This is a genomic window from Agrobacterium tumefaciens, from assembly GCF_009649785.1.
Taxonomy (GTDB): domain Bacteria; phylum Pseudomonadota; class Alphaproteobacteria; order Rhizobiales; family Rhizobiaceae; genus Agrobacterium; species Agrobacterium tumefaciens.
The window spans coordinates 250,313-270,673 of the sequence record NZ_WJOK01000002.1 but is presented as its reverse complement, the minus strand read 5'-3'; the positions used below and the strand labels follow the sequence as shown (position 1 = coordinate 270,673).

Below are 20,361 nucleotides of genomic sequence, written 5' to 3'. Positions count from 1 at the left end.
CAAGCTGTCTACGCCTTTAGAAAACACCGGGCCCTGATCCTGTATGCGCGCCGCCGCTTCGGTGGAACGGCTCGGTTTATATGCAAGCACGATAATAGGACCTAACAGATATTTTTCAAATGCGTCGCAAAACAAACGTTTCCATCGCCTGAAAAACAAAACGCCGCCCGGGAGGGCGGCGTTTGACTTAGAACCGGTCTCAAGCGAAACCGCAGGCGGAATGGCTTAGAACTCCTGCCAGTCCCCGTTCGCTACGGCAGCGGCTGGTTGGGCGTTGAGAGCGCGGCTGACGCTGCTCATCAATTTACGTGCCGGAGAGGCCACGGCCGCTGCCCTTCCGGACACCGCCACGGGCCGCATCGGCTGTTCTGCGCGAGAGCGGATCTGACCATCCTCTACGCCGACCTTGAAGCGCGACACCAGCGTGACGAGATGGCCCGCCTCACCGCTCAGCTTGTGGGTTGCGGCCGAGGTTTCCTCGACCATTGCGGCATTGCGCTGCGTCACCTGATCCATCTGGTTGATGGCGGTATTCACCTCATGCAAGCCGGTCGACTGTTCCCGCGCCGCCGTGGCGATCGAATGGATATGTTCGTTGATGGCCAGAACGCGGGTCTCGATCTCGCCCAGCGCGCTGCCGGTTCTCTGCACCAGCGACACACCGCGACCGACCTCTTCGCCGGACTTGGTGATCAGCGCCTTGATGTCCTTCGCAGCCGTCGCGGAGCGTTGCGCCAGTTCACGCACTTCCTGTGCGACGACAGCGAAGCCCTTGCCCGCCTCACCCGCACGCGCAGCCTCAACGCCGGCGTTCAGCGCCAGGAGGTTGGTCTGAAAGGCGATCTCGTCAATGACATTGATGATCTGGCTGATTTCCCGCGAGGCATGCTCGATCCGATCCATGGCTGAGACGGCATCGCGCACGACATTGGCGGATTCTGCCGTCTTCTGCTTGGTCTCGGCAACCATGGTGCTGGCTTCCTGAGCCCGATCCGTGGAATTGCGAACGACGGCGGTGATTTCGTCGAGGGCGGCGGAGGTTTCCTCCAGTGCCGCAGCCTGCTGTTCCGTCCGCTTCGAAAGGTCGTCGGCCGCCGAACGCAATTCGTTCGCATTGCCGCTGATGCCTTCCGTGCTGCTGCGCACTTCCCGCATCGTCTCCCGCAGCTTGGCCAGCGTCTCGTTGACATTGGTCTGGAGCTCGGCGAAGACGCCGCGGAACTCGCCATCCATCTTTTCCGTCAGATCGCCCCGCGCCAGACCTTCGATGACGCGGCTGGTCTCGGAAACACCATTGTCCACGCCGGTGAGCAGGGCATTGATCGTCGCAGCGAAACGATTGAGGTTTTCGTCGCCGTAATCCTTGTTGATGCGGCGGCTGAAATCGCCCTGGGCCGCAGCGTCGACGACAACGGCCATGCCGGCCTGCAGGTCATCGCTCTTGGCACGCATGGCGGTTTCCTGCGCATTCATGCGGCGCACTTCACGACCGTTCTTCTTGAAGACTTCGACTGCCGCTGCCATTTCGCCGATTTCGTCGGTCCGGCCGAGATAGGGAACGTCCGCGTCCAGATTTCCGTCCGCAACGGCATTCATCACTTCCGAAACCTTGCGGATGGGCGCGCTCAGCTGCCGCGCTCCGATGTAGAGGCCGAACGCCGCGCCGGCCAATATGCCGCTGCCGGTGACGATGATGACCAGCCAGAAGGTCGTCGTTACAAACCCGTCGATGCCCGCCTTGACGGCTTCAAGCCCGGCGATGTCATTCTTCACGACAGCATCGATTTCCGCCTGATAGGCTTTGCGGTTGGCCCGGTTCGCGTCGTTGTTACCCTGCTGGTTGGCGGCCTGCGGGCCGGCCTCGCGGGCAAGCCGCGCCGTTTCCAGACGGAAGGCCTTGAATTCCTTGAAGCGACTGGAGAGATTGTCGAAGGCCGCCTTCTGTTCTGCCGGAACGAGAGGGGTCCAGGTTGCGATCAGCTTCTCCATGGCGTCGAGGTTCTTGACGATGCCATCGGCAAAAGGTGCCGCCTTTTCGATATCGGGCGCAGCGTAGACCCCGCGCGCCTCCATGACGACCGCAGTCACAAGCCGGTTCAGCGCTTCACCCTTATAGGCGCGCTCCGCTGCCTTTTCGTATCCGACCGTGCGCACCTGAAACTCGCTGACCGCATATATGGACAGGCCGCCGATGGTGCAGGCCACAAGGCTCATAAGCCCGACAAGAAGATTGATACGACCGCGAATTCTCAATTTCGTTCCCCCAAAAGCCAGCCGCACGATGGAAAATGGGAAGCTGGCATAACTTTTCCCATCACAACATTTATCAATGCCGCCTTAAGAAAGAATTTCAGAATTTACCGATCGTGCGATCGGAATGCGCCCGCAGCGCCCGTGAGCGAAGCCGATTTCATGGCGCTTCCGCAAAAGGTGAAGCGCGAAAACCCCTTCGGCAATTGACTTTGCTCGGCCTATGCCCTTATAAGCCGCGCACGCTCGGCCATTAAAAGCTCGCCCAGGCGGGGTTAGCCGTGCAAAAAACGAAACGCTCTTGCAAATAGTGCAAATTCAAGAAGGGCCGCACACCGCGGTATTAAATAAATGTCGAAGCGTACATTCCAGCCATCCAAGCTTGTTCGCAAGCGTCGTCATGGTTTCCGTGCCCGTATGGCTACTGCCGGCGGTCGCAAAGTTCTCGCAGCCCGCCGTGCGCGCGGCCGCGCAAGTCTGTCGGCTTAATTGCCGTCTCTGTGGCCCGATGAAAGTCGCGGGCACATGAGCAAGACAAAAAAACTGCCCGGCCGGCTTAAAAACCGGTCGGATTTTCTTGCCGTGCAGACGGGGGAAAAGCGTCGGGGAGGCACCTTTCTTCTGGAGGTCCTCGACAGGAAAACCCCGGAAACCGAACCTCGGGTCGGTTTCACCGTAACGAAAAGACAAGGCAACGCGGTCGAGCGAAATCGCATGCGCCGCCGTCTCAAGGAAGCCGTCAGGCTTTCTGCCGGATTCGCAATGAAGCCCGGCCATGACTATGTGATTGTCGCCCGCAGGGACGTGCTCGAGACGGCCTTCCCAAAACTTCAGTCTCTCCTTACCGAGCGAATTGAAGGAACGGCGAAACCGAAACGGTCCCAGGACACCCGCTCCAGGAAAGAATGATGGAAAAGAACCGCAATTACTTCATCGCGATAGCCCTTTCGGTTGTCATCGTCCTCGCCTGGCAATTCCTTTACATGAATCCGCGCATCGAGCAGCAGCGCCGCGCCGAAGAGGCCCGCCAGGCGCAGCAGCAGACAACGCAGCAACAGCCGGCACCGGGTGCCGCACCCGGCGTGACCGTCGACGGCGCACCGCCTGCCTCCTCCACGCAGGCCGCCGCCACGGCGACGCGTGAAGAGGCGATTGCAAAAAGCCAGCGTGTGGCCATCGACACCAACGCCATCGCCGGCTCGATCAATCTGACCGGCGCCCGCTTCGATGACATCCGGCTCAAGGGCTACCATGAGACCGTCGATGACTCGAGCCCGATCATCACGCTGTTTTCGCCTTCCGACACCAAGGACGGCTATTTCACCGAACTCGGTTACGTTGGCGGTGCCGATGCCGGCAGCGTTCCCGGTCCTGCGACCGTGTGGACACTCGCAAGCGGCGACAAGCTGACGGAGACCACACCGGTTACCCTGAAGTATACCAACCAGAATGGCGTCGTTTTCTCCCGTACCGTTTCGATCGACCAGCATTACATGATCACGGTCAACGACAAGGTCGAGAACCCCGGGCAGGCGCCCGTCTCCTTTGCCACCTACGGCCGCGTGACGCGCAACAACAAGCCGGCAATACCGCCCGTTTTCGTCATCCATGAAGGCTTCCTCGGCGTCTCGGGCAAAGACGGCAGCCTGACGGAAGAAAAATACAAGGATGTCGAAGAAACCCCGGTAACGATTGCCAAGGCGACCGGCGGCTGGCTCGGCATCACCGACAAATATTGGGCCGCTGCCATTGTGCCGCCGCAGATGACGCCGTTCGAAACGCGTTACTCGCACATCAAGGGCAATCAGCCGAGCTACCAGGCCGATTTCAAGAGCGACACGATGACGGTCGAACCCGGCCAGTCCATCGAACTGAAGAGCCTTGTCTTCGCCGGTGCCAAGGAAGTGCCGCTGGTTGACCGCTATGAAACCGAATATTCCATTCCGAAGTTCGACCTGTTGATCGACTGGGGCTGGTTCTACTTCATCACCAAGCCGATGTTCAAAATGATGGATTTCTTCTTCCGTTATTTTGGCAACTTCGGTGTGGCCATCCTGCTGACCACCATCGTCGTCAAGGCTCTCTTCTTCCCGCTCGCCAGCAAGCAATATGCATCCATGGCGAACATGAAGCGCATGCAGCCGAAGATGGAAGAGCTGAAGGCCAAGCATGGCGATGACCGCATGGCCATGCAGCAGGCGATGATGCAGCTCTACAAGGAAGAGAAGATCAATCCGGTTGCCGGCTGCTGGCCGATGCTGCTGCAGATTCCGGTCTTCTTCGCGCTCTACAAGGTCATCTACGTCACCATCGAAATGCGGCATGCACCGTTCTTCGGCTGGATTCACGACCTTTCCGCGCCAGATCCGACCTCGCTGTTCAACCTGTTCGGCCTTCTGCCCTACGACGTGCCGCACTTCCTGATGATCGGCGTCTGGCCGCTCGTCATGGGCATCACGATGTTCCTGCAGATGCGCATGAACCCGACCCCACCCGATCCGACACAGGCGATGATCTTCACCTGGATGCCGCTGATCTTCACCTTCATGCTGGCTTCGTTCCCCGCCGGTCTGGTTATCTACTGGGCATGGAACAACACGCTGTCGATCTCGCAGCAGGCCCTCATCATGAAGCGTCACGGTGCCAAGATCGAACTGTTCGATAATCTCAAAGGGCTATTCAAGCGAAAGCCGGTGCAATCGAAATGAGTGAAACCGGCCCGGCAACCGAAAAGCCCCTCTTCGGGCGACCCTGGATATTCATTCGCGGCGTTCCCGCGATGAAATTCCTGCCGCCCGAAGGCCCGCCGGAGATTGCCTTCGCCGGACGTTCGAATGTCGGCAAGTCTTCGCTCATCAATGCGCTCGTGGGCCACAAAGGCCTTGCCCGCACCTCCAACACACCCGGACGCACGCAGGAACTGAACTACTTCGTTCCTGAGGGTTATTCCGGCGAGCCGGGCGACCTGCCGCCGATGGCGCTGGTCGATATGCCGGGTTACGGCTATGCGCAGGCGCCGAAGGACCATGTCGATGCGTGGACGAAGCTCGTCTTCGATTACCTGCGTGGACGTGCGACGCTGAAGCGCGTCTACGTGCTGATCGATTCCCGCCACGGAATAAAAAAGAACGACGAGGAGGTTCTTGGCCTGCTCGACAAGGCGGCCGTGTCCTATCAGGTCGTGCTGACGAAGACGGACAAGATCAAGGACGTTGGCGTTCCCCGGCTGATCAGTGAAACGCTGGAGAAAATCCGCAAGCGTCCCGCCGCCTATCCGGAAGTTCTCGCTACCTCTTCGGAAAAATCCTTCGGGCTGGATAGCCTGCGCGCCGAGATCGTACGAACGGTCTCGCTCTAAAAGACCATCGCCTTCAGGCGATGGTGAAAAGCAGGACGGCGGTCCACAGCATCGCCGTCAATGCCAGAAGCCGCCAGAAACGCACGGAATTCCACACCTCCAGAAGCATCGCGGCGAATATGCTGCCATTGCGAAGCGGCTGGCCCTTGAATGGCAGACCGGAGCGAAGCGGATCCCTGTCAAGCAGGGCTGCGACGCCCGCTCTTTCTCGATATTCGGTTTCCGCCAGATTGTCCCGCCAGCGCCTGACCATGGCCGCAAACTGGCGGTCGCGTTTGACGCGTTTTGCAAGCTCCGCCATGCTTTCCGGTGGCAAGGCACCCAGCACATATTCGCCAGCGAGTACTTCGTCCCGCAAACCGCTTTGCTTGTCTCGATCCGGTACGGTCATATGTTTTCAAACTCCTCGGTCGTTCAGGCCAGCATCGTTTTTTGCGATGCGCAACGATCCTCCGTCGCCCTGCTGAATAACCCCTCCCCTGCTCGCCACAAGGCTGGTCCGATTGGTGCTTTATGTCAATCTCATTACGCGCCGCAGGCCGCCCAAAAGCGGAATTTTACTATGCGCCGACACAATATGGCCCGGAGGTTACTTCATTCATTCACCCCGCGCATTCACCTGTCCTTGCTAACGCATCGACATGTCGAATCTGCGCATCCTGCACCGCAAAAATCGATTCCGATTTTTGCGCCGATGCTGTAGAGCGATGAAAGGCTCTCAAGGGCCGCAACCACAGACCGAGGTTTTTCCATGACTGCTTCCGAAAGCGAGACTCAGGCGCGGCTGCTCGCACAGGCTCTGCCCTTTATGCAGAAATATGAGAACAAGACCATCGTGGTGAAATATGGCGGTCATGCCATGGGCGACTCCACACTTGGAAAGGCTTTTGCGGAAGATATCGCCCTGTTGAAGCAGTCCGGTATCAACCCCATCGTCGTGCACGGCGGCGGCCCGCAGATCGGCGCGATGCTGACGAAGATGGGCATTGAATCGAAGTTCGAAAGCGGCTTGCGCGTTACCGATGCCAAGACAGTCGAGATCGTCGAAATGGTTCTGGCCGGCTCGATCAACAAGGAGATCGTCGCGCTCATCAACCAGACGGGCGAATGGGCCATTGGCCTGTGCGGCAAGGACGGCAACATGGTCTTCGCCGAAAAGGCGAAAAAGACCGTCGTCGATCCCGACAGCAATATCGAGCGCGTTCTCGATCTTGGTTTTGTCGGTGAAGTCGTCGAGGTCGACCGCACCCTGCTCGACCTGCTTGCCAAGTCGGAGATGATCCCGGTCATCGCTCCCGTCGCTCCCGGTCGCGATGGCGCCACCTACAACATCAATGCCGACACCTTTGCCGGCGCCATTGCCGGTGCGCTCAACGCCACCCGCCTGCTGTTCCTCACGGACGTGCCTGGCGTTCTCGACAAGAATAAGGAACTCATCAAGGAACTGACGGTCTCCCAGGCGCGTGCGCTGATCAAGGACGGCACGATTTCCGGTGGGATGATCCCGAAGGTCGAGACCTGCATCGAGGCCATCAAGGCCGGTGTTCAGGGCGTGGTGATCCTCAACGGCAAGACCGCCCATTCCGTTCTTCTGGAAATCTTCACGGAAGGCGCGGGCACGCTCATCGTGCCCTGATACGGTTCATGTGGCGGACGGGAATGCCTGTCCGCCACGACAACACTTTCAGCCGAATATCAGAAGCGACAGCACGCCCAGAACGATCAGCAGGCAGCCCGAAAGTTCCAGCCGGTTGATCTTTTCCTTGAAGAAGAGCACGGTCGAGGCGAAGGCGAAGAGCATCTCCACCTGCGCCAGCGCCTTGACCACGGCCGCCTGTTGTAACGTCATCGCCGTGAACCAGCCGAATGACGCCGTGGCCCCCACGAAACCGACCGCAAGCGACGGTTTCCACGCCTTCGCGATCCGCCGCAATTCGTCCCTCTCCCGCCATACGATCCACAAGAACATCGCCAAGGTCTGCGTCACGATGACAACGACGAGGGTAAAGCCGGCCTGCATCACCGCATCCGGTGCCGGCAGGCTGGGTGCTAGCGCCAGCGAGGCCGAACGGTAAGCGACAGACGACAGGCCGAAAAAAGCCCCCGAGGCGAGGCCGATGCCCGCCGTCCGGCTGAAGATGGAGGTGAGAATGGAGGCAGGGGTCACTTCCGTGCGTGCAACCGAAATCAGCATGACGCCGGCCACCGAAATAGCGATGGCCGCAAGAGTGCCGCCATTGACGCTTTCGCCAACGAAAATCAGCGCAAACAATGCCGCCTGCGCCGGCTCAGTTCGGGAATAGGCCGTGCCAACCGCGAAGTTGCGGAAGGAAAACAGGTGCACCAACAGGAAAGTGGCGGCGATCTGCGCCATGGCCCCGACCATCGCCCAGACGGCGAATGACATGTTCGGCACCGGCAGCGGCCGGCCAAGTACACCATGCAGAAAACCGAGATAGGCAAGAGCGAAGGGCATTCCAAAAACGAAGCGCACGAAAGTTGCGCCCGTGGTGCCCATCATGCCCTTCAGGTGCTTTTGCAGGGTCGAGCGCAGGTTCTGCAAGAACGCGCTTGCGAAGGTTATGCCTATCCAGAGTTCCATGATCTTGGCGGTATCATGCGCTGGAGGCCGCAGCCAAGCCCGATTTTCCCGTCTGTCGTCGTCTTTTCGATTTTCTTCGGCATTCGAAACGGGCATAAAGCTGCCCATGGACACAAAGCCGAAAAACCTGCCCGATGCCGCCGATTTCGCCCACGTCAGCGAATGGGTCTTCGACCTCGACAACACGCTCTATCCGCATCACGTCAATCTGTTTTCCCAGATCGATCGTAACATGACGGCCTATGTTGCGGAGCTTTTAAAGCTCGAGCCCGACGAGGCTCGCGCGCTTCAGAAGCGCTATTACCACGAACATGGCACCACGCTTCAGGGCCTGATGATCCACTACGGCATCAGCCCGGACGAGTTTCTGGAGCGCGCGCATGCCATCGACTATTCCGCGCTGAGCCCGCATCCGGAGCTCGGCGAGGCAATCAAGGCGTTGCCGGGCCGCAAGTTCATCCTCACCAATGGCAGCGTCAAGCATGCACAGGCAGCGGCGGGCGCGCTCGGCATTCTCGACCAGTTCGAGGATATTTTCGATATCGTCGCCGCGGACTATCTGCCAAAGCCGGCCAGTGCGACCTATGAGAAGTTTGCCGCACTTGCGAAGCTCGACACCAGAAAAGCCGCCATGTTCGAGGACCTGCCGCGCAATCTCGCGGCACCCAAGGCACTCGGCATGAAGACAGTGCTGCTCGTTCCTTCGAACCCCGAAGGCGTGATCATGGAGCGCTGGGAGATCCCCGCCGCGACGGATGAGCATATCGACTACATCACTGACGATCTGACCGGTTTCCTGATCAAAACGATCGCCCGCTGACAGGTAACATCGAAATCGAGCGCAGACGACATTACCGAAGCTTCATGCACCTTACGGATGTTTAAGTAGTGAACTGCCACCTGCGCCACTATCTTCCTCCTCAGGGACACCAACGGAAGGTAATGACGATGTCTACACGAAAGATCGCACTCTCTGCTCTTGGCGCAGCCCTCTTGCTCGGCTCGGCCGCTACAGCCAGCTTTGCGGCCCCGCCAGCGCACGGCAAAGGCCACGGCGAGCGCATGCCGTTCCGCCCGGAACTGGCGTTCGTTCAGCTGCTGAAGGTGGCGGACACCAACAAGGACGGCAAGATTACCAAGGAAGAGTTCGCCGCACGTCAGGACGCACTTTTTGCCGAGATCGACAAGGACAAGGACGGTTCGATCACGCCAAAGGAAATGCGTGAATACCGCCAGGCCAAAATGGAGGCGTTCCGTGCGGCTCATCCGCGCCCAGAGGCTGCTGACGCCAAAGCGGGCGAAGGCAAGGGACCTGAAGGCAAGCGCGCCGAACGCGAACATGGCGGTCGTCAGGGCTGGGGCAAGCATGGCGGCAAGGGTGGGGCGTTCGCGATGATGCGCATGGCCGACACCGATGAAAACGGCCAGGTCAGCAAGGCCGAATTCACCGCAGCCGGCGAAAAAATGTTCGAACGGCTGGACAGGAACAAGGACGGCGTCATCTCTATCGATGATATGCCAGACCGCCCGTTCCTTTAATCACATAAGAAAAAGCCCGCTCAATCGGCGGGCTTTTTTCCTTTCAATGCAGGCTGACGGTTTTCAGATCGTCTTCGGCAGCCTTGAAAAACGTGCTGGAACGATTGTCTGTCAGGAGGATCGGCGTGCCATCCGCGCCAAACAGGGCCCAGAGATCGAGTTGCGGATCGAGATCAGGCGCTTCCGGGAAACAGCGGCTTACGTCTTCCGCACGGATTTTACGGATATAGCCCACTTCTCCCTCGCCGATATGAGCGAGCTGGGACCGGGTGAGACGCGCATGCGCTTCTTTTAAAAGCATATTTCAGCCTCCTTCTTCACGCCGAGCGATTCGTGTCGGATTCCGGCGTTCACGTTCTACTCTGAGACGGAAATATTAATTTTCTTTACCACGTTTGAAATTTCGGGCTTCACCAGATCGATGGCAAGAAGGCCATTGCGCAGGCGCGCGTCCCTCACCTGCATGCCGTCTGCAAGCACGAAGACCCGCTGGAATTGCCGGGCAGCGATACCCCGGTAGAGAAAATCCCGCTTTTCCTGCTCCTGCTGGCGACCGCGAATGACGAGCTGGTTGTCGGCCGTCGTCACATCCAAATCGTCCTGCGAAAAACCGGCGACTGCAATCGTGATACGCAGGCGTTCCGGCACGTCTTCAGTGCCGGGCAGGCGCTCGATGTTGTATGGAGGATAGCCATCATTGGCCTTCGCCATACGCTCCAGCGTTTTTTCCATGGCATCAAAACCCAGCAAAAGCGGGTGGGTGAATGGCGTCATGCGGCTCATATCGTCTCTGTCCTTGCAACCAAGCGACGTTTCGCGGTCCCGCTTCCGGCAACCCTGCCGGTCAATCTTACCGGCTCTACGCAATATGGGAAGCAAAACCACGATGCGCAAGGCGGGGCCACAAGGCAAAGGCGGGCACTCCGAGGAATGAGACTTGACAAGTGAGCGTCCGCCGCTCGAAAAAAGCGCCTTATCTCAACGGCGGGCAAGACATGGCAGAACGCAGAAAAATCATCATAGACACGGATCCAGGTCAGGACGACGCGGCAGCGATCATGCTGGCTTTCGCAAGCCCGGAAGAAATTGAGATTCTCGGTCTGTGCGCCGTCGCCGGCAATGTTCCGCTGAAACTGACCAGCCGCAACATCCGCATCATCTGCGAATTGTGCGACCGCACCGATATTCCCGTCTATGAGGGTGCCGAGCGGCCACTGGTGCGAAAGCCCATCACTGCCGAGCATGTTCACGGCAGCACCGGCCTTGATGGCCCGGTTCTCGACGAGCCGACGATGGAGGCACAAAAGCAGCACGCCGTCGATTTCATCATCCAAACGCTGCTGCGGGAGCCTGCGGGCACCGTGACGCTCTGCACGCTCGGCGCGCTGACCAATGTGGCGCTGGCTTTGCAGAAGGCCCCCGAGATTGCAGGCCGCGTCAAGGAACTGGTGATGATGGGTGGCGGCTTCTTTGAAGGCGGCAACATCACACCGGCTGCGGAATTCAACATCTATGTCGATCCGCAGGCTGCCGATATCGTCTTCCGTTCCGGCGTGCCCATCGTCGTGATGCCGCTTGACGTAACCCACCAGTTGCTGACCACCAAGGCGCGTGTCAGCCGCATTCGCGATATAGGCACACGCCCGGCAATCGCCATGGCGGAAATGCTGGAATTCTTCGAGCGTTTCGACATCGAGAAATACGGTTCGGACGGCGGCCCCCTGCACGATCCAAGCGTCATCGCCTATCTCCTCAAGCCCGAGCTGTTTCAGGGCCGCGATTGCAATGTCGAAATCGAGGTCAATTCCGAACTGACCATGGGCATGACGGTGGTGGATTGGTGGCGGGTGACCGAGCGCCCGGTCAACGCCCGCGTGATGCGAAATGTGGATGCGGACGGCTTCTTCGAGTTGCTGACGGAACGTTTCGCCCGCCTCTGATGGGAACGCAGACATGAAAAAGGGCCGCTGGCGTGACCAGCGGCCCATTCATTTGGAACCACGGGATATTCTCAGAACTCGGTCCAGTCGTCCTGCGCCAGCGCGTTTGCGCCGCTGGTTCTTGGGCGGGCACGTTGGGTCGCAGCCGAGCGACCCGATGCCTGTGACGGGGCGACAGGCGCACGCATTGCCGCCGCGGTGGCGCGCAATTGCTGGCCGGACTGGCTGGAATGACCGCCGGATACGGAGAAACCGGCAACGAGCGATTTCAGCGTTTCCGCCTCGCTGTTCAGCGTCACGCTTGCCGCCGTTGTTTCTTCCACCATGGCAGCATTCTGCTGGGTGACCTGATCCATCTGGGTGACGGCGGAATTGATTTCCTTGAGACCTACCGCCTGCTCGCTGGCAGAGGCCGAAATCTGCCGTATCAGCTGGTTGATCTGCAGAACCTGATCGGCAATCTTTCTCATCGTCTCGCCGGCCTTGCCGACCAGCTGGACGCCCTCGCCCACCTGCCTTGCGGAGGTGTTGATCAGACCTTTGATCTCCTTCGCGGCCGTCGCGGAACGTTGCGCCAGTTCACGTACTTCCTGCGCGACGACGGCAAACCCCTTGCCAGCCTCGCCCGCACGGGCAGCTTCCACACCGGCATTCAGCGCCAGAAGGTTGGTCTGGAAAGCGATTTCGTCGATTACCCCAATGATGCGGGAGATTTCCGCCGAGGATTGAGCGATGCCTTCCATGGAACTGACGGCCTGCTGTACGACCTCGCCCGACTTGCCGGCGTCGTCGCAGGCATTGCTGACAGCTGTCGCCGCCTGCGCTGCGTTTTCCGCACTGGAATTGACCTGCGCCGTCAGCTGGTTGAGGGCGGCAGCGGTTTCTTCCAGGCTTGCAGCCTGCTGTTCCGTGCGGTGGGAGAGATCGCTCGCAGCGCGGGTGATCTCGCCGGTGCCGTTGCCGATGCTGGCAACGGTTCCGTTGACGGTGGAAACGGTTTCCTCGAGGCTAGCGAGCGCCGAGTTGAAGTCGTTGCGCAGCTTTGCATATTCACCGGGGAACTGGTCCTCGATGCGATAAGTCAGATTGCCCTGCGAGAGCGCATTGAGACCCGCGCCGAGTACGCTCACGATGTGTTGCTGCATCCGGCTGTTCTCATTGCGCTCGGATTCGGACCTTTGGCGCTCCGTTTCCGCATTGCCACGCTGCACGGCGGCATCCGCTTCCATTTCGCGGATACCGGCAAGCTTCGCACGGAAGCCTTCCAGAGCCGTTGCCACCGCGCCCGTCTCATCCCTGCGGTCCTGTCCGGAAACCGGCACATCGTAACGACCGTCGCTCAGTGTTTTCACATCGGAGACCAGCGAGGCGAGCGGATTGCGGACGAAATAGCGGACGGAGAAATAGAGCGCGGCAATAACCGCCGCAAGAATGACGATCGCCCCGAGGATCATCAGATAAGTCTGCTCCTGCACCGGCGCGTTCAACGCCTGATGCGGGATATCCACCAGAACCACCCAGGTGGCATTGAGGCCCGGAACCGCAAACGGATAGACAAGGCGGTTATAGGGCGCGTCGGTATCAAGGCCGAGATTTTCGATCAGGCCCTGCTTGCCGGATGTGATCGCCGCCTGAACGGTGCTTGCACCCTCTCCGTCATAGGCCTTCATGTTCTGCTCGGGCGTCGGCGGTACCAGCCATTGGCCGCCCTGCGAAATGAGTGTCACACGGCCGGTTTCGAAAGGATGCAGCGCCTGCAGCTTCTGCGACAGAGCTGCCAGCGAGATATCGACCCCCGCCACACCAATCATCTTACCATCAGACATGACGGGATAGGCAAGCGAGGTCATTGTGGTGGGCACTTCCGTGCCTTCGGCCAGATAGGGCTGGGTAATGGCGCCCTTGCCGGATTTGGCAGCGAGCGAATACCACTCCGCCGCATAGTCGTTCTTGAAGGTCGAAAACTGGATGTCGCCTTTCTGGGTCTTCGACCAGTAGGGGGCAAATGCACCCGTTGCATTGGTGCCGAGATCGAGCCTGTTGGCGATTTCGGTGGTCTGTCCGTCGAAAAGGCCCAACTGCTCACAGAACCAGCTTCCGAAAGCGAAAGCATTCTGCTCGACATTGGCCTTGAGGATGTTGACGATGCCCGGGCGGTCCATCGATTTCGCCTGATGCGCACGGCCGATGATACCGGCCATGGAGCGGGCAGCGCTGCCGAGTTCACCGACATCGGCGGCGATGACGTTGGCGATGGCGCGTGCCTCAGTGTTCGCCTGATCCATGGTCAGCGAATGGACACGGTCGCTGGTCTGGGAAATGAGGAAGGAATTCGATGCGACAAGGACCGTGGTGATTGCACAGCCGGTTACAAGGATCAGCTTGGTCGCAAGCGACTTCACTTTGAAATTGAACATTTTGGCCTCGATCAAATCGCCGGCCGAAAAGGCTGGCGTCAACGGATGAGAAATCTCCGTCATGGAGGCCCGCCCGCTGGGGGCAGTGCGCTGCAACGCGACGAGGGGAAATTAGAATATCTTTGCTAATTAACCCCTAAAATTCCCCCGTCGCATCGAGCCGAAATCAGTGCTCGTAATAGGCGGATACGATGTTCCATGCATCGTCGGCCGTTTCGGCGAAATGTAGCAGCTCCATATCTTCGGGCGCAATGGTTCCGAAGTCCGCGAGGAATTCGAAATTGACGACGGAGCGCCAGAATTTCTCTCCGAAGAGAATGAGCGGGATGGGCGCCATGCGCTTCGTCTGGATCAGCGTCAGCGTCTCGAAGAGTTCATCGAGCGTGCCGAAACCACCGGGGAAGATCACCACGGCCTTGGCCCGCATCAGGAAATGCATCTTGCGGATGGCGAAATAGTGGAAGTTGAAGCTCAGCTCCGGCGTGACATAGGGGTTGGGCGCCTGCTCATGCGGCAGCACGATGTTGAGGCCGATGGACGGGCCTCCGACATCGGCTGCGCCGCGATTGCCTGCTTCCATCACGCCGGGACCACCGCCAGTGACCACGACATATTCCAGATGGTCCGATTTCGCGCCGTAGTCGGTGCAGAGCCGGGCGAACTTGCGCGCCTCCTCGTAATAAACCGAGGATTGCTCCAGATTGCGTTTCTGCGTCTCGTTGCGGGCCGCCCAAGCCTCGCCGCCGGGCTCGGGAATGCGCGCGCCGCCGAACATGACGACGGTGGACTTGATGCCCCGCTCGGTCAGCGCCATTTCCGTCTTCAGAAGTTCGAGTTGAAGCCTGACGGGGCGCAACTCTTCGCGGCAGAGAAAATCCATATCCGCATAGGCAAGCCGGTAGGATGGGGAATCCGACTGCGGTGTTTTGGGAATGACATCGGCCTGCTGCTTGTCCGCAGAGCTACGCTTCAACGGGTCCCACACCCCATCCTTGCGCCGCAATTTGCCGTTTTTCAGTCGTGTCATTTCCAAGCCTTTCGTCTGGTGCGCCAAATCACCCAAATCACATTGACGCCTTTCCAACACTCCCTTAGATCAAATGACCAGAGCCTTCCAGCGGCGCGGGACCATCCGTGGCCACGAACACACGCGACATTCAAGGAATTTTCCATGAGCCTTCCGGATCTCACCTCTCTCGAAACCACCATCGAAACAGCCTTCGACAACCGTGACGGTGTGAACGTATCGACAAAGGGCGAGGTTCGCGACGCGGTGAACACATCTCTTCAACTTCTCGACAGCGGCAAGGTCCGCGTCGCCGAAAAGCAGGCGGACGGGAACTGGAAAGTGAACCAATGGCTGAAAAAGGCCGTGCTCCTCTCCTTCCGTCTGAACGACATGGAAATCGTCACCGGCGGCCCCGGTGAATCCACCTGGTGGGACAAGGTGCCGTCGAAGTTCGAGAACTGGGGTGAAAACCAGTTCCGCGCTGCGGGCTTCCGCGCAGTGCCTAACGCCGTCGTGCGCCGCTCGGCCTATGTGGCCAAGAACGTGGTGCTGATGCCTTCCTTCGTCAATCTCGGCGCCTATGTCGATGAAGGCACGATGGTCGACACCTGGGCGACGGTCGGCTCCTGCGCGCAGATCGGCAAGAACGTGCATCTGTCTGGCGGCGTTGGCATCGGCGGCGTTCTGGAGCCGCTTCAGGCCGGCCCGACCATCATCGAGGACAATTGCTTCATCGGTGCCCGTTCGGAAGTCGTAGAAGGCTGCATCGTGCGCGAAGGCGCCGTTCTCGGCATGGGCGTCTTCATCGGCAAGTCGACCAAGATCGTCGATCGCGCCACCGGCGAGATCACCTATGGCGAAGTGCCACCCTATTCCGTCGTCGTTGCCGGCACCATGCCGGGCAAGCCGTTCCCAAACGGCGAGCCGGGCCCGAGCCTTTATTGCGCCGTCATCGTCAAGCGCGTCGATGAAAAGACCCGCTCCAAGACCGGCATCAACGAGCTTCTGCGCGACTGATAAAAGCTGATACCATGACCACGACCGATCCCGTTGCCAATCTCGCCGCCCTCATCCGTTGCCCTTCGGTGACGCCCGCCGAAGGTGGCGCGCTATCGCTGCTAGACACCCTGCTTTCACCGCTTGGCTTTGCGGTGGAAAAGATGGTGGCGACGGAAGCGGGAACGCCTGACGTTGAAAACCTCTACGCCCGGCTTGGCACGGAAGGTCCGCACCTGATGTTTGCGGGCCATACCGATGTCGTTCCGGTGGGCGACGAGGCGGCATGGAGCCATCCGCCCTTTGCCGCTGAAATTGCCGGCGGGGAAATGTTCGGCCGTGGTGCGGTGGACATGAAGGGCGGCATTGCCTGTTTCGTTGCTGCCATTGCCCGCTACATCGAGAAACACGGAAAACCGAAAGGTTCCGTTTCTTTCCTGATCACCGGTGACGAGGAAGGCCCCTCGATCAACGGCACCTCCAAGCTGCTGGAGTGGGCCGCCGCCAAAGGCGAGACATGGGATGCCTGCGTGGTGGGTGAACCGACCAACCCCGACCAGCTGGGCGACATGATCAAGATCGGCCGCCGGGGGTCGATTTCGGGCCGCATCACCGTGCATGGCGTGCAGGGTCATGCCGCATATCCGCATCTGGCCGACAACCCCATTCGCGGGCTGCTGCAACTGACCCACGCGCTGATGTATCCGCCCTTCGATCACGGTACGGACGACTTCCAGCCGTCCAATCTGGAAGTGACGACCATCGACACCGGCAACGCCGCCACAAATGTTATTCCGGCGCGGGCGACGGCGTCGTTCAACATCCGTTTCAATGACAGCTGGACGGTGGAGAGCCTGCGGGCGGAAATCATCCGCCGCCTCGATGCCGCCGCTGCCGAGGGAGAACTTCGTCCCGACCGCAGCCCGGTCAAATATGAGATCGTCTGGGCGGACCGTCCGGCCCATGTTTTCCTGACCCGGAACAATGCGCTCATCTCATCGCTTTCCGGCGCCGTGGAAGCCGTGACAGGCAAGGAGCCCAAGCTTTCGACCACCGGCGGCACGTCTGATGCGCGTTTCATCAAGGATTATTGCCCCGTCGTGGAATTCGGCCTCGTCGGGCAGACCATGCATATGGTCGATGAGCGCGTGGAAGTCGCCGATTTGGAGACGCTGACACGCATCTACGAGACCTTCATCGAACGCTGGTTCTCCCATGCCGACGGCAAGTGAAGTAAGGCTCTATCTGAAAGGCCTCTGGCTGCTGCTGCTCGGCGACCACACCGGCGCGCGTTATCTGGATCTGTCCGAGCGCGGCATGTGGCGATCCTTCTATTCCGCTCTCTGGTGCCTGCCCGCCATGCTGGTGTCCTGGCTGTGGCTGCGCGCTGCGTTCCTGGCAAGCTATCCGCCCGGAACAGGAACGGGGTTCATCTTCTTTTTCCGCCTTGCGATGGTCGAGGCTATCTGCTGGATCGTGCCGCTGTTGTTGATCGGCATGCTGCTGTTCGCTTTCGGCGCGCGGGAAAAATTCGCCCCCCTCGTCACCACCATGAACTGGCTGTCGCTGCCATTTTCCTATGCCTATGCGGTTCTGATCCTGATCGCGTTTTTTCTGCCGCCCTTGCAGGGGCTGATCGCCATTCTCTGGCTGGCACTCCTGCTGTCGCTGGTCTTCGCCTTTTCGCGGATCGTGCGCTTCTTCATCCGCGACCAGTCGTTGCTTGTCTCGGCGATCGTCATGACCCTGCTGGTGCCGGGCATGCTTCTGTCCGAGGCGCTGCAGCGTTTTCTCGGCGTTTATCCGGCCTAAGAAACTAGACACTTCAGTCCGTGTCTTCGACCGTCTCGACCTTTGAATAGACCCGCGGCGGAATGACGTCGGGATAATCGACCTGCATGAAATAGAGACCATCCGGCGGCGCGACTGGGCCACAGGCTTTGCGATCCCGTGCTTCCAGTGCCGCGCGCACGTCTTCCGGTGTCATGCTGCCTTCACCGGCCATTTTCAGCGTTCCGGCAAAAGAGCGTATCTGGTTGTGGAGAAAGCTCTGCGCGGTGGCGCGTATCTCGATAAGATCGCCATTGCGCGTCACATCCAGCCGGTCGAGCGTTCTGACCGGGCTGCTCGCCTGACAATGAACCGAGCGGAAAGTGGTAAAATCGTGCCGGCCGACGAGCATCTGTGCAGCTTCATGCATGTGTTCGTGGTCCAGATCTTTCGATACCCACCATGCGCGCTTGTGCTCGAGTGCCAGCCGCGCTTTCCGGCAAATGATGCGGTACAGATAATGGCGGCGAAGCGCGGAGAAGCGCGCGTCGAAATCCTCGGTCACCGCCGTTACATCGACAACCGAGACGGCCTCTTTCGCCATGGCCAGATGGGCGTTGAGAGCATTGCGAAGCTTATATGGCGCCCAATCGCGGGAAAGATCGACATGAGCTACCTGTCCCACGGCATGCACGCCGGAATCGGTGCGGCCAGCGCCGCGAATAGAAACGGTTTCGCCGGTCAGCGACCGGACGGCAGCTTCAAGCGCGCCCTGAACTGAAGGGCCGTTATCCTGTCTCTGCCAGCCGAAGTAAGGCGTACCGTCATATTCGACGGTCATGCGGAAACGCGGCATCAGCCGAGCCTCGTTCTGGCGGGAACGGGTGTGCCACGAACGAAATCGGCAGCCGACAGCGGCTTGCCACCTGCCTTCTGCAAACGGGTAAGCCGCACCGCGCCACTTCCGCAGGCGATGGTCAGGGCGTCATCGAGCACAGCGCCCGCTTCGCCCATACCGCTTGCCAGTTCTGACGTCAGAACCTTCACGCGCTCGGCCTTACCGCCGATTTCCATTTCCAGCCAAGCGCCGGGAAAAGGCGAAAGGCCGCGGATATGGTTATGGACGTCCTGTGCCGGCCGGGAAAAATTAATCCGGGTCTCGCCCTTGTCGATTTTCGAGGCATAAACGACGCCTTCTTCCGGCTGCGCAACGAGAGGAAGATCGTCTGCTTCCAGCTTGTCCATCGCCTGCCGCATCAGCCGCGCGCCTGTCAGCATCAGGCTGTCGTGCAATTCACCTGCCGTGGTATTCTCACCGATCGTGACCTTGGCGGTCAGCGCCACCGGGCCGGTATCGAGCCCCTTTTCCATTTTCATGACCATCATGCCCGTCTCGGCATCGCCAGCCATGATCGCCCGCTGAATGGGAGCAGCGCCGCGCCAGCGCGGCAGCAACGAGGCGTGGCCGTTATAGCAGCCAAGACGCGTACCGCTCAGGATCGCCTCGGGCAATAGCAGCCCATAGGCAACGACAACAGCGACATCGGCGTTGAATTCCCTGAATTGCTGCCGGTCTTCCTCGGCCTTGAAATTCACCGGCGTCAGCACGGGCAGACCCAGCAGTTCGGCCGCCTGATGCACCGGCGATTTCTGCAGATCGAGGCCACGGCGACCGCCTGGACGCGGCGGCTGCGTATAAACGGCAACGACCTCGTGACCAGCGTCCACCAATGCACGCAGCGTGGGAACGGAAAAATCCGGCGTGCCCATGAAAATGATGCGAAGAGCCATATCGCCCCCTGCCCTCTATGCCGGTCCGTCTACATATTTAAGACGAATCAGACCTTAGCGCGGGCTGCTTTGGTGAATTTCTTGATGACCATTTCTCGCTTCAGGCGCGAAATATGGTCGATGAACAGAATGCCGTTCAGGTGGTCGATCTCATGCTGCAGACACGTCGCCAGAAGTCCGTCCGCATCGACCGTCTGCTGCTTTCCGTCACGATCGACATATCGCACTGTCAGGGATGCGGGACGCTCCACCTCGGCATAATAATCGGGAATGGAGAGACACCCTTCCTCATAGGCCGAGACGTCGTCCGACACTCTGAGGATTTCCGGATTGATGAAGACGACCGGCTTTTTCTCCTCGTCCTCGCGCGAAACGTCGATCACCAGCATGCGGCGCGGCACGCCCACCTGAATGGCGGCAAGGCCGATACCCGGCGCATCATACATGGTTTCAAGCATATCGTCGGCAAGGCGCAACACTTCGGCATCCACCTGTTCGATGGGCCTTGATTGCTGGCGCAGCACGGGATCGGGCAAAATGATAAGCGGTTTGATAGTCATGGCTTCCCATAACGTATCTCTTGCGCTGAGGAAATAAAAAATACGCGGTCGAAATGAGACCTTCGTCCGGTTTTGCCCGACTCAATTCCGCCGCATGAATGTTCTTGTTTTGATCTTACGAATCACTGG

General features: G+C 59.5%; 21 protein-coding genes. 11 read left to right on the top strand and 10 right to left on the bottom strand.

Going from position 1 to position 20,361, the window contains the following annotated elements; translation table 11 throughout:
• Positions 1 to 225: 225 nt before the first annotated feature.
• Positions 226 to 2,253 (bottom strand): methyl-accepting chemotaxis protein, encoded by a 2,028-nt coding sequence (locus GH784_RS03250; protein WP_003514848.1) that lies wholly within the window; start codon positions 2,251 to 2,253, stop codon positions 226 to 228.
• Between the two features lie 348 nt (positions 2,254 to 2,601).
• Between GH784_RS03250 and rpmH the strand changes: the two genes are divergently transcribed.
• From rpmH to yihA, 4 genes are read left to right on the top strand one after another with little or no spacing between them, the layout of a single operon-like run.
• Positions 2,602 to 2,739 carry a 50S ribosomal protein L34 gene (rpmH, locus tag GH784_RS03245; RefSeq protein WP_013635393.1) on the top strand — a complete coding sequence of 46 codons (138 nt, stop codon included), beginning with the start codon at positions 2,602 to 2,604 and terminating at the stop codon, positions 2,737 to 2,739.
• A 36-nt stretch (positions 2,740 to 2,775) separates the two neighbouring features.
• The gene (gene rnpA / locus GH784_RS03240) at positions 2,776 to 3,159 is read left to right on the top strand and encodes a ribonuclease P protein component (protein ID WP_003514841.1); all 384 of its coding nucleotides are present in this window, start codon (positions 2,776 to 2,778) and stop codon (positions 3,157 to 3,159) included.
• Positions 3,159 to 4,958, top strand: a complete 1,800-nt coding sequence (yidC, locus tag GH784_RS03235; RefSeq protein WP_003514840.1) for a membrane protein insertase YidC — start codon at positions 3,159 to 3,161, stop codon at positions 4,956 to 4,958. The genes rnpA and yidC overlap by 1 nt, the downstream gene beginning before the upstream one ends.
• Positions 4,955 to 5,608 (top strand): ribosome biogenesis GTP-binding protein YihA/YsxC, encoded by a 654-nt coding sequence (yihA, locus tag GH784_RS03230; RefSeq protein WP_003514838.1) that lies wholly within the window; start codon positions 4,955 to 4,957, stop codon positions 5,606 to 5,608. The genes yidC and yihA overlap by 4 nt, the downstream gene beginning before the upstream one ends.
• A gap of 13 nt (positions 5,609 to 5,621) precedes the next feature.
• Here yihA and GH784_RS03225 read toward each other — a convergent pair whose 3' ends face one another.
• Positions 5,622 to 5,999 (bottom strand): hypothetical protein, encoded by a 378-nt coding sequence (locus tag GH784_RS03225; RefSeq protein WP_003514836.1) that lies wholly within the window; start codon positions 5,997 to 5,999, stop codon positions 5,622 to 5,624.
• 360 nt (positions 6,000 to 6,359) lie between these two features.
• On the opposite strand from GH784_RS03225, the gene argB reads away from it, so the two are divergent.
• Positions 6,360 to 7,244: an acetylglutamate kinase gene (gene argB, locus GH784_RS03215; protein ID WP_003514834.1), complete on the top strand. Its 885-nt coding sequence runs from the start codon at positions 6,360 to 6,362 to the stop codon at positions 7,242 to 7,244.
• A gap of 48 nt (positions 7,245 to 7,292) precedes the next feature.
• On the opposite strand, the gene GH784_RS03210 is transcribed toward argB, so the two are convergent.
• Complete coding sequence (locus GH784_RS03210; protein WP_035252051.1) at positions 7,293 to 8,210, bottom strand: DMT family transporter; 918 nt, start codon at positions 8,208 to 8,210, stop codon at positions 7,293 to 7,295.
• 106 nt (positions 8,211 to 8,316) lie between these two features.
• Between GH784_RS03210 and GH784_RS03205 the strand changes: the two genes are divergently transcribed.
• Both GH784_RS03205 and GH784_RS03200 read left to right on the top strand, forming a co-directional pair.
• Positions 8,317 to 9,030: a pyrimidine 5'-nucleotidase gene (locus GH784_RS03205; RefSeq protein WP_065703754.1), complete on the top strand. Its 714-nt coding sequence runs from the start codon at positions 8,317 to 8,319 to the stop codon at positions 9,028 to 9,030.
• A 122-nt stretch (positions 9,031 to 9,152) separates the two neighbouring features.
• Positions 9,153 to 9,749, top strand: coding sequence for an EF-hand domain-containing protein (locus tag GH784_RS03200; protein ID WP_025592284.1), 597 nt, complete (start codon positions 9,153 to 9,155; stop codon positions 9,747 to 9,749).
• 43 nt (positions 9,750 to 9,792) lie between these two features.
• Here GH784_RS03200 and GH784_RS03195 read toward each other — a convergent pair whose 3' ends face one another.
• The gene (locus GH784_RS03195; protein ID WP_003493591.1) at positions 9,793 to 10,050 is read right to left on the bottom strand and encodes a BQ00720 family protein; all 258 of its coding nucleotides are present in this window, start codon (positions 10,048 to 10,050) and stop codon (positions 9,793 to 9,795) included.
• Between the two features lie 56 nt (positions 10,051 to 10,106).
• Positions 10,107 to 10,532, bottom strand: coding sequence for an Hsp20 family protein (locus tag GH784_RS03190; protein ID WP_003514826.1), 426 nt, complete (start codon positions 10,530 to 10,532; stop codon positions 10,107 to 10,109).
• Positions 10,533 to 10,744: 212 nt separating this feature from the next.
• Between GH784_RS03190 and GH784_RS03185 the strand changes: the two genes are divergently transcribed.
• Entirely contained in the window at positions 10,745 to 11,689 is a 945-nt protein-coding gene (locus tag GH784_RS03185) for a nucleoside hydrolase (RefSeq protein WP_065703904.1), read from the top strand.
• Between the two features lie 71 nt (positions 11,690 to 11,760).
• Here GH784_RS03185 and GH784_RS03180 read toward each other — a convergent pair whose 3' ends face one another.
• Positions 11,761 to 14,106 carry a methyl-accepting chemotaxis protein gene (locus GH784_RS03180; RefSeq protein ID WP_065659887.1) on the bottom strand — a complete coding sequence of 782 codons (2,346 nt, stop codon included), beginning with the start codon at positions 14,104 to 14,106 and terminating at the stop codon, positions 11,761 to 11,763.
• A gap of 166 nt (positions 14,107 to 14,272) precedes the next feature.
• Complete coding sequence (locus GH784_RS03175) at positions 14,273 to 15,133, bottom strand: LOG family protein (RefSeq protein ID WP_034501844.1); 861 nt, start codon at positions 15,131 to 15,133, stop codon at positions 14,273 to 14,275.
• Between the two features lie 144 nt (positions 15,134 to 15,277).
• Here GH784_RS03175 and dapD point away from each other — a divergent pair, with 144 nt between their 5' ends.
• Genes dapD through GH784_RS03160 form a run of 3 tightly spaced genes read left to right on the top strand, consistent with a single transcriptional unit; the run spans position 15,278 to position 17,923 of the window.
• Positions 15,278 to 16,132 carry a 2,3,4,5-tetrahydropyridine-2,6-dicarboxylate N-succinyltransferase gene (dapD, locus tag GH784_RS03170; protein ID WP_003514821.1) on the top strand — a complete coding sequence of 285 codons (855 nt, stop codon included), beginning with the start codon at positions 15,278 to 15,280 and terminating at the stop codon, positions 16,130 to 16,132.
• Positions 16,133 to 16,146: 14 nt separating this feature from the next.
• The gene (gene dapE, locus GH784_RS03165) at positions 16,147 to 17,343 is read left to right on the top strand and encodes a succinyl-diaminopimelate desuccinylase (RefSeq protein WP_065703752.1); all 1,197 of its coding nucleotides are present in this window, start codon (positions 16,147 to 16,149) and stop codon (positions 17,341 to 17,343) included.
• On the top strand, positions 17,327 to 17,923 hold the full coding sequence (locus GH784_RS03160) for a hypothetical protein (protein WP_065659831.1): 597 nt from the start codon (positions 17,327 to 17,329) through the stop codon (positions 17,921 to 17,923). The genes dapE and GH784_RS03160 overlap by 17 nt, the downstream gene beginning before the upstream one ends.
• 13 nt (positions 17,924 to 17,936) lie before the next feature.
• Here the strand turns inward: GH784_RS03160 and truA are convergent, their stop codons facing one another.
• Genes truA through def form a run of 3 tightly spaced genes read right to left on the bottom strand, consistent with a single transcriptional unit; the run spans position 17,937 to position 20,232 of the window.
• Positions 17,937 to 18,737: a tRNA pseudouridine(38-40) synthase TruA gene (gene truA, locus GH784_RS03155; protein ID WP_003514816.1), complete on the bottom strand. Its 801-nt coding sequence runs from the start codon at positions 18,735 to 18,737 to the stop codon at positions 17,937 to 17,939.
• Complete coding sequence (fmt, locus tag GH784_RS03150) at positions 18,737 to 19,672, bottom strand: methionyl-tRNA formyltransferase (protein WP_065703750.1); 936 nt, start codon at positions 19,670 to 19,672, stop codon at positions 18,737 to 18,739. The genes truA and fmt overlap by 1 nt, the downstream gene beginning before the upstream one ends.
• 47 nt (positions 19,673 to 19,719) lie before the next feature.
• Positions 19,720 to 20,232: a peptide deformylase gene (def, locus tag GH784_RS03145; protein ID WP_065703749.1), complete on the bottom strand. Its 513-nt coding sequence runs from the start codon at positions 20,230 to 20,232 to the stop codon at positions 19,720 to 19,722.
• Positions 20,233 to 20,361 lie beyond the last annotated feature (129 nt).

What these genes read in the sequence shown, in the direction of transcription:
- rpmH (WP_013635393.1), top strand. Translation starts at nt 2,602, where the DNA reads ATGTCGAAGCGTACATTCCAGCCATCCAAGCTTGTTCGCAAGCGTCGT.
- rnpA (WP_003514841.1), top strand. Translation starts at nt 2,776, where the DNA reads ATGAGCAAGACAAAAAAACTGCCCGGCCGGCTTAAAAACCGGTCGGAT.
- yidC (WP_003514840.1), top strand. Translation starts at nt 3,159, where the DNA reads ATGGAAAAGAACCGCAATTACTTCATCGCGATAGCCCTTTCGGTTGTC.
- yihA (WP_003514838.1), top strand. Translation starts at nt 4,955, where the DNA reads ATGAGTGAAACCGGCCCGGCAACCGAAAAGCCCCTCTTCGGGCGACCC.
- GH784_RS03225 (WP_003514836.1), bottom strand. Translation starts at nt 5,999, where the DNA reads ATGACCGTACCGGATCGAGACAAGCAAAGCGGTTTGCGGGACGAAGTA.
- argB (WP_003514834.1), top strand. Translation starts at nt 6,360, where the DNA reads ATGACTGCTTCCGAAAGCGAGACTCAGGCGCGGCTGCTCGCACAGGCT.
- GH784_RS03210 (WP_035252051.1), bottom strand. Translation starts at nt 8,210, where the DNA reads ATGGAACTCTGGATAGGCATAACCTTCGCAAGCGCGTTCTTGCAGAAC.
- GH784_RS03205 (WP_065703754.1), top strand. Translation starts at nt 8,317, where the DNA reads ATGGACACAAAGCCGAAAAACCTGCCCGATGCCGCCGATTTCGCCCAC.
- GH784_RS03200 (WP_025592284.1), top strand. Translation starts at nt 9,153, where the DNA reads ATGACGATGTCTACACGAAAGATCGCACTCTCTGCTCTTGGCGCAGCC.
- GH784_RS03195 (WP_003493591.1), bottom strand. Translation starts at nt 10,050, where the DNA reads ATGCTTTTAAAAGAAGCGCATGCGCGTCTCACCCGGTCCCAGCTCGCT.
- GH784_RS03190 (WP_003514826.1), bottom strand. Translation starts at nt 10,532, where the DNA reads ATGAGCCGCATGACGCCATTCACCCACCCGCTTTTGCTGGGTTTTGAT.
- GH784_RS03185 (WP_065703904.1), top strand. Translation starts at nt 10,745, where the DNA reads ATGGCAGAACGCAGAAAAATCATCATAGACACGGATCCAGGTCAGGAC.
- GH784_RS03180 (WP_065659887.1), bottom strand. Translation starts at nt 14,106, where the DNA reads ATGTTCAATTTCAAAGTGAAGTCGCTTGCGACCAAGCTGATCCTTGTA.
- GH784_RS03175 (WP_034501844.1), bottom strand. Translation starts at nt 15,133, where the DNA reads ATGACACGACTGAAAAACGGCAAATTGCGGCGCAAGGATGGGGTGTGG.
- dapD (WP_003514821.1), top strand. Translation starts at nt 15,278, where the DNA reads ATGAGCCTTCCGGATCTCACCTCTCTCGAAACCACCATCGAAACAGCC.
- dapE (WP_065703752.1), top strand. Translation starts at nt 16,147, where the DNA reads ATGACCACGACCGATCCCGTTGCCAATCTCGCCGCCCTCATCCGTTGC.
- GH784_RS03160 (WP_065659831.1), top strand. Translation starts at nt 17,327, where the DNA reads ATGCCGACGGCAAGTGAAGTAAGGCTCTATCTGAAAGGCCTCTGGCTG.
- truA (WP_003514816.1), bottom strand. Translation starts at nt 18,737, where the DNA reads ATGCCGCGTTTCCGCATGACCGTCGAATATGACGGTACGCCTTACTTC.
- fmt (WP_065703750.1), bottom strand. Translation starts at nt 19,672, where the DNA reads ATGGCTCTTCGCATCATTTTCATGGGCACGCCGGATTTTTCCGTTCCC.
- def (WP_065703749.1), bottom strand. Translation starts at nt 20,232, where the DNA reads ATGACTATCAAACCGCTTATCATTTTGCCCGATCCCGTGCTGCGCCAG.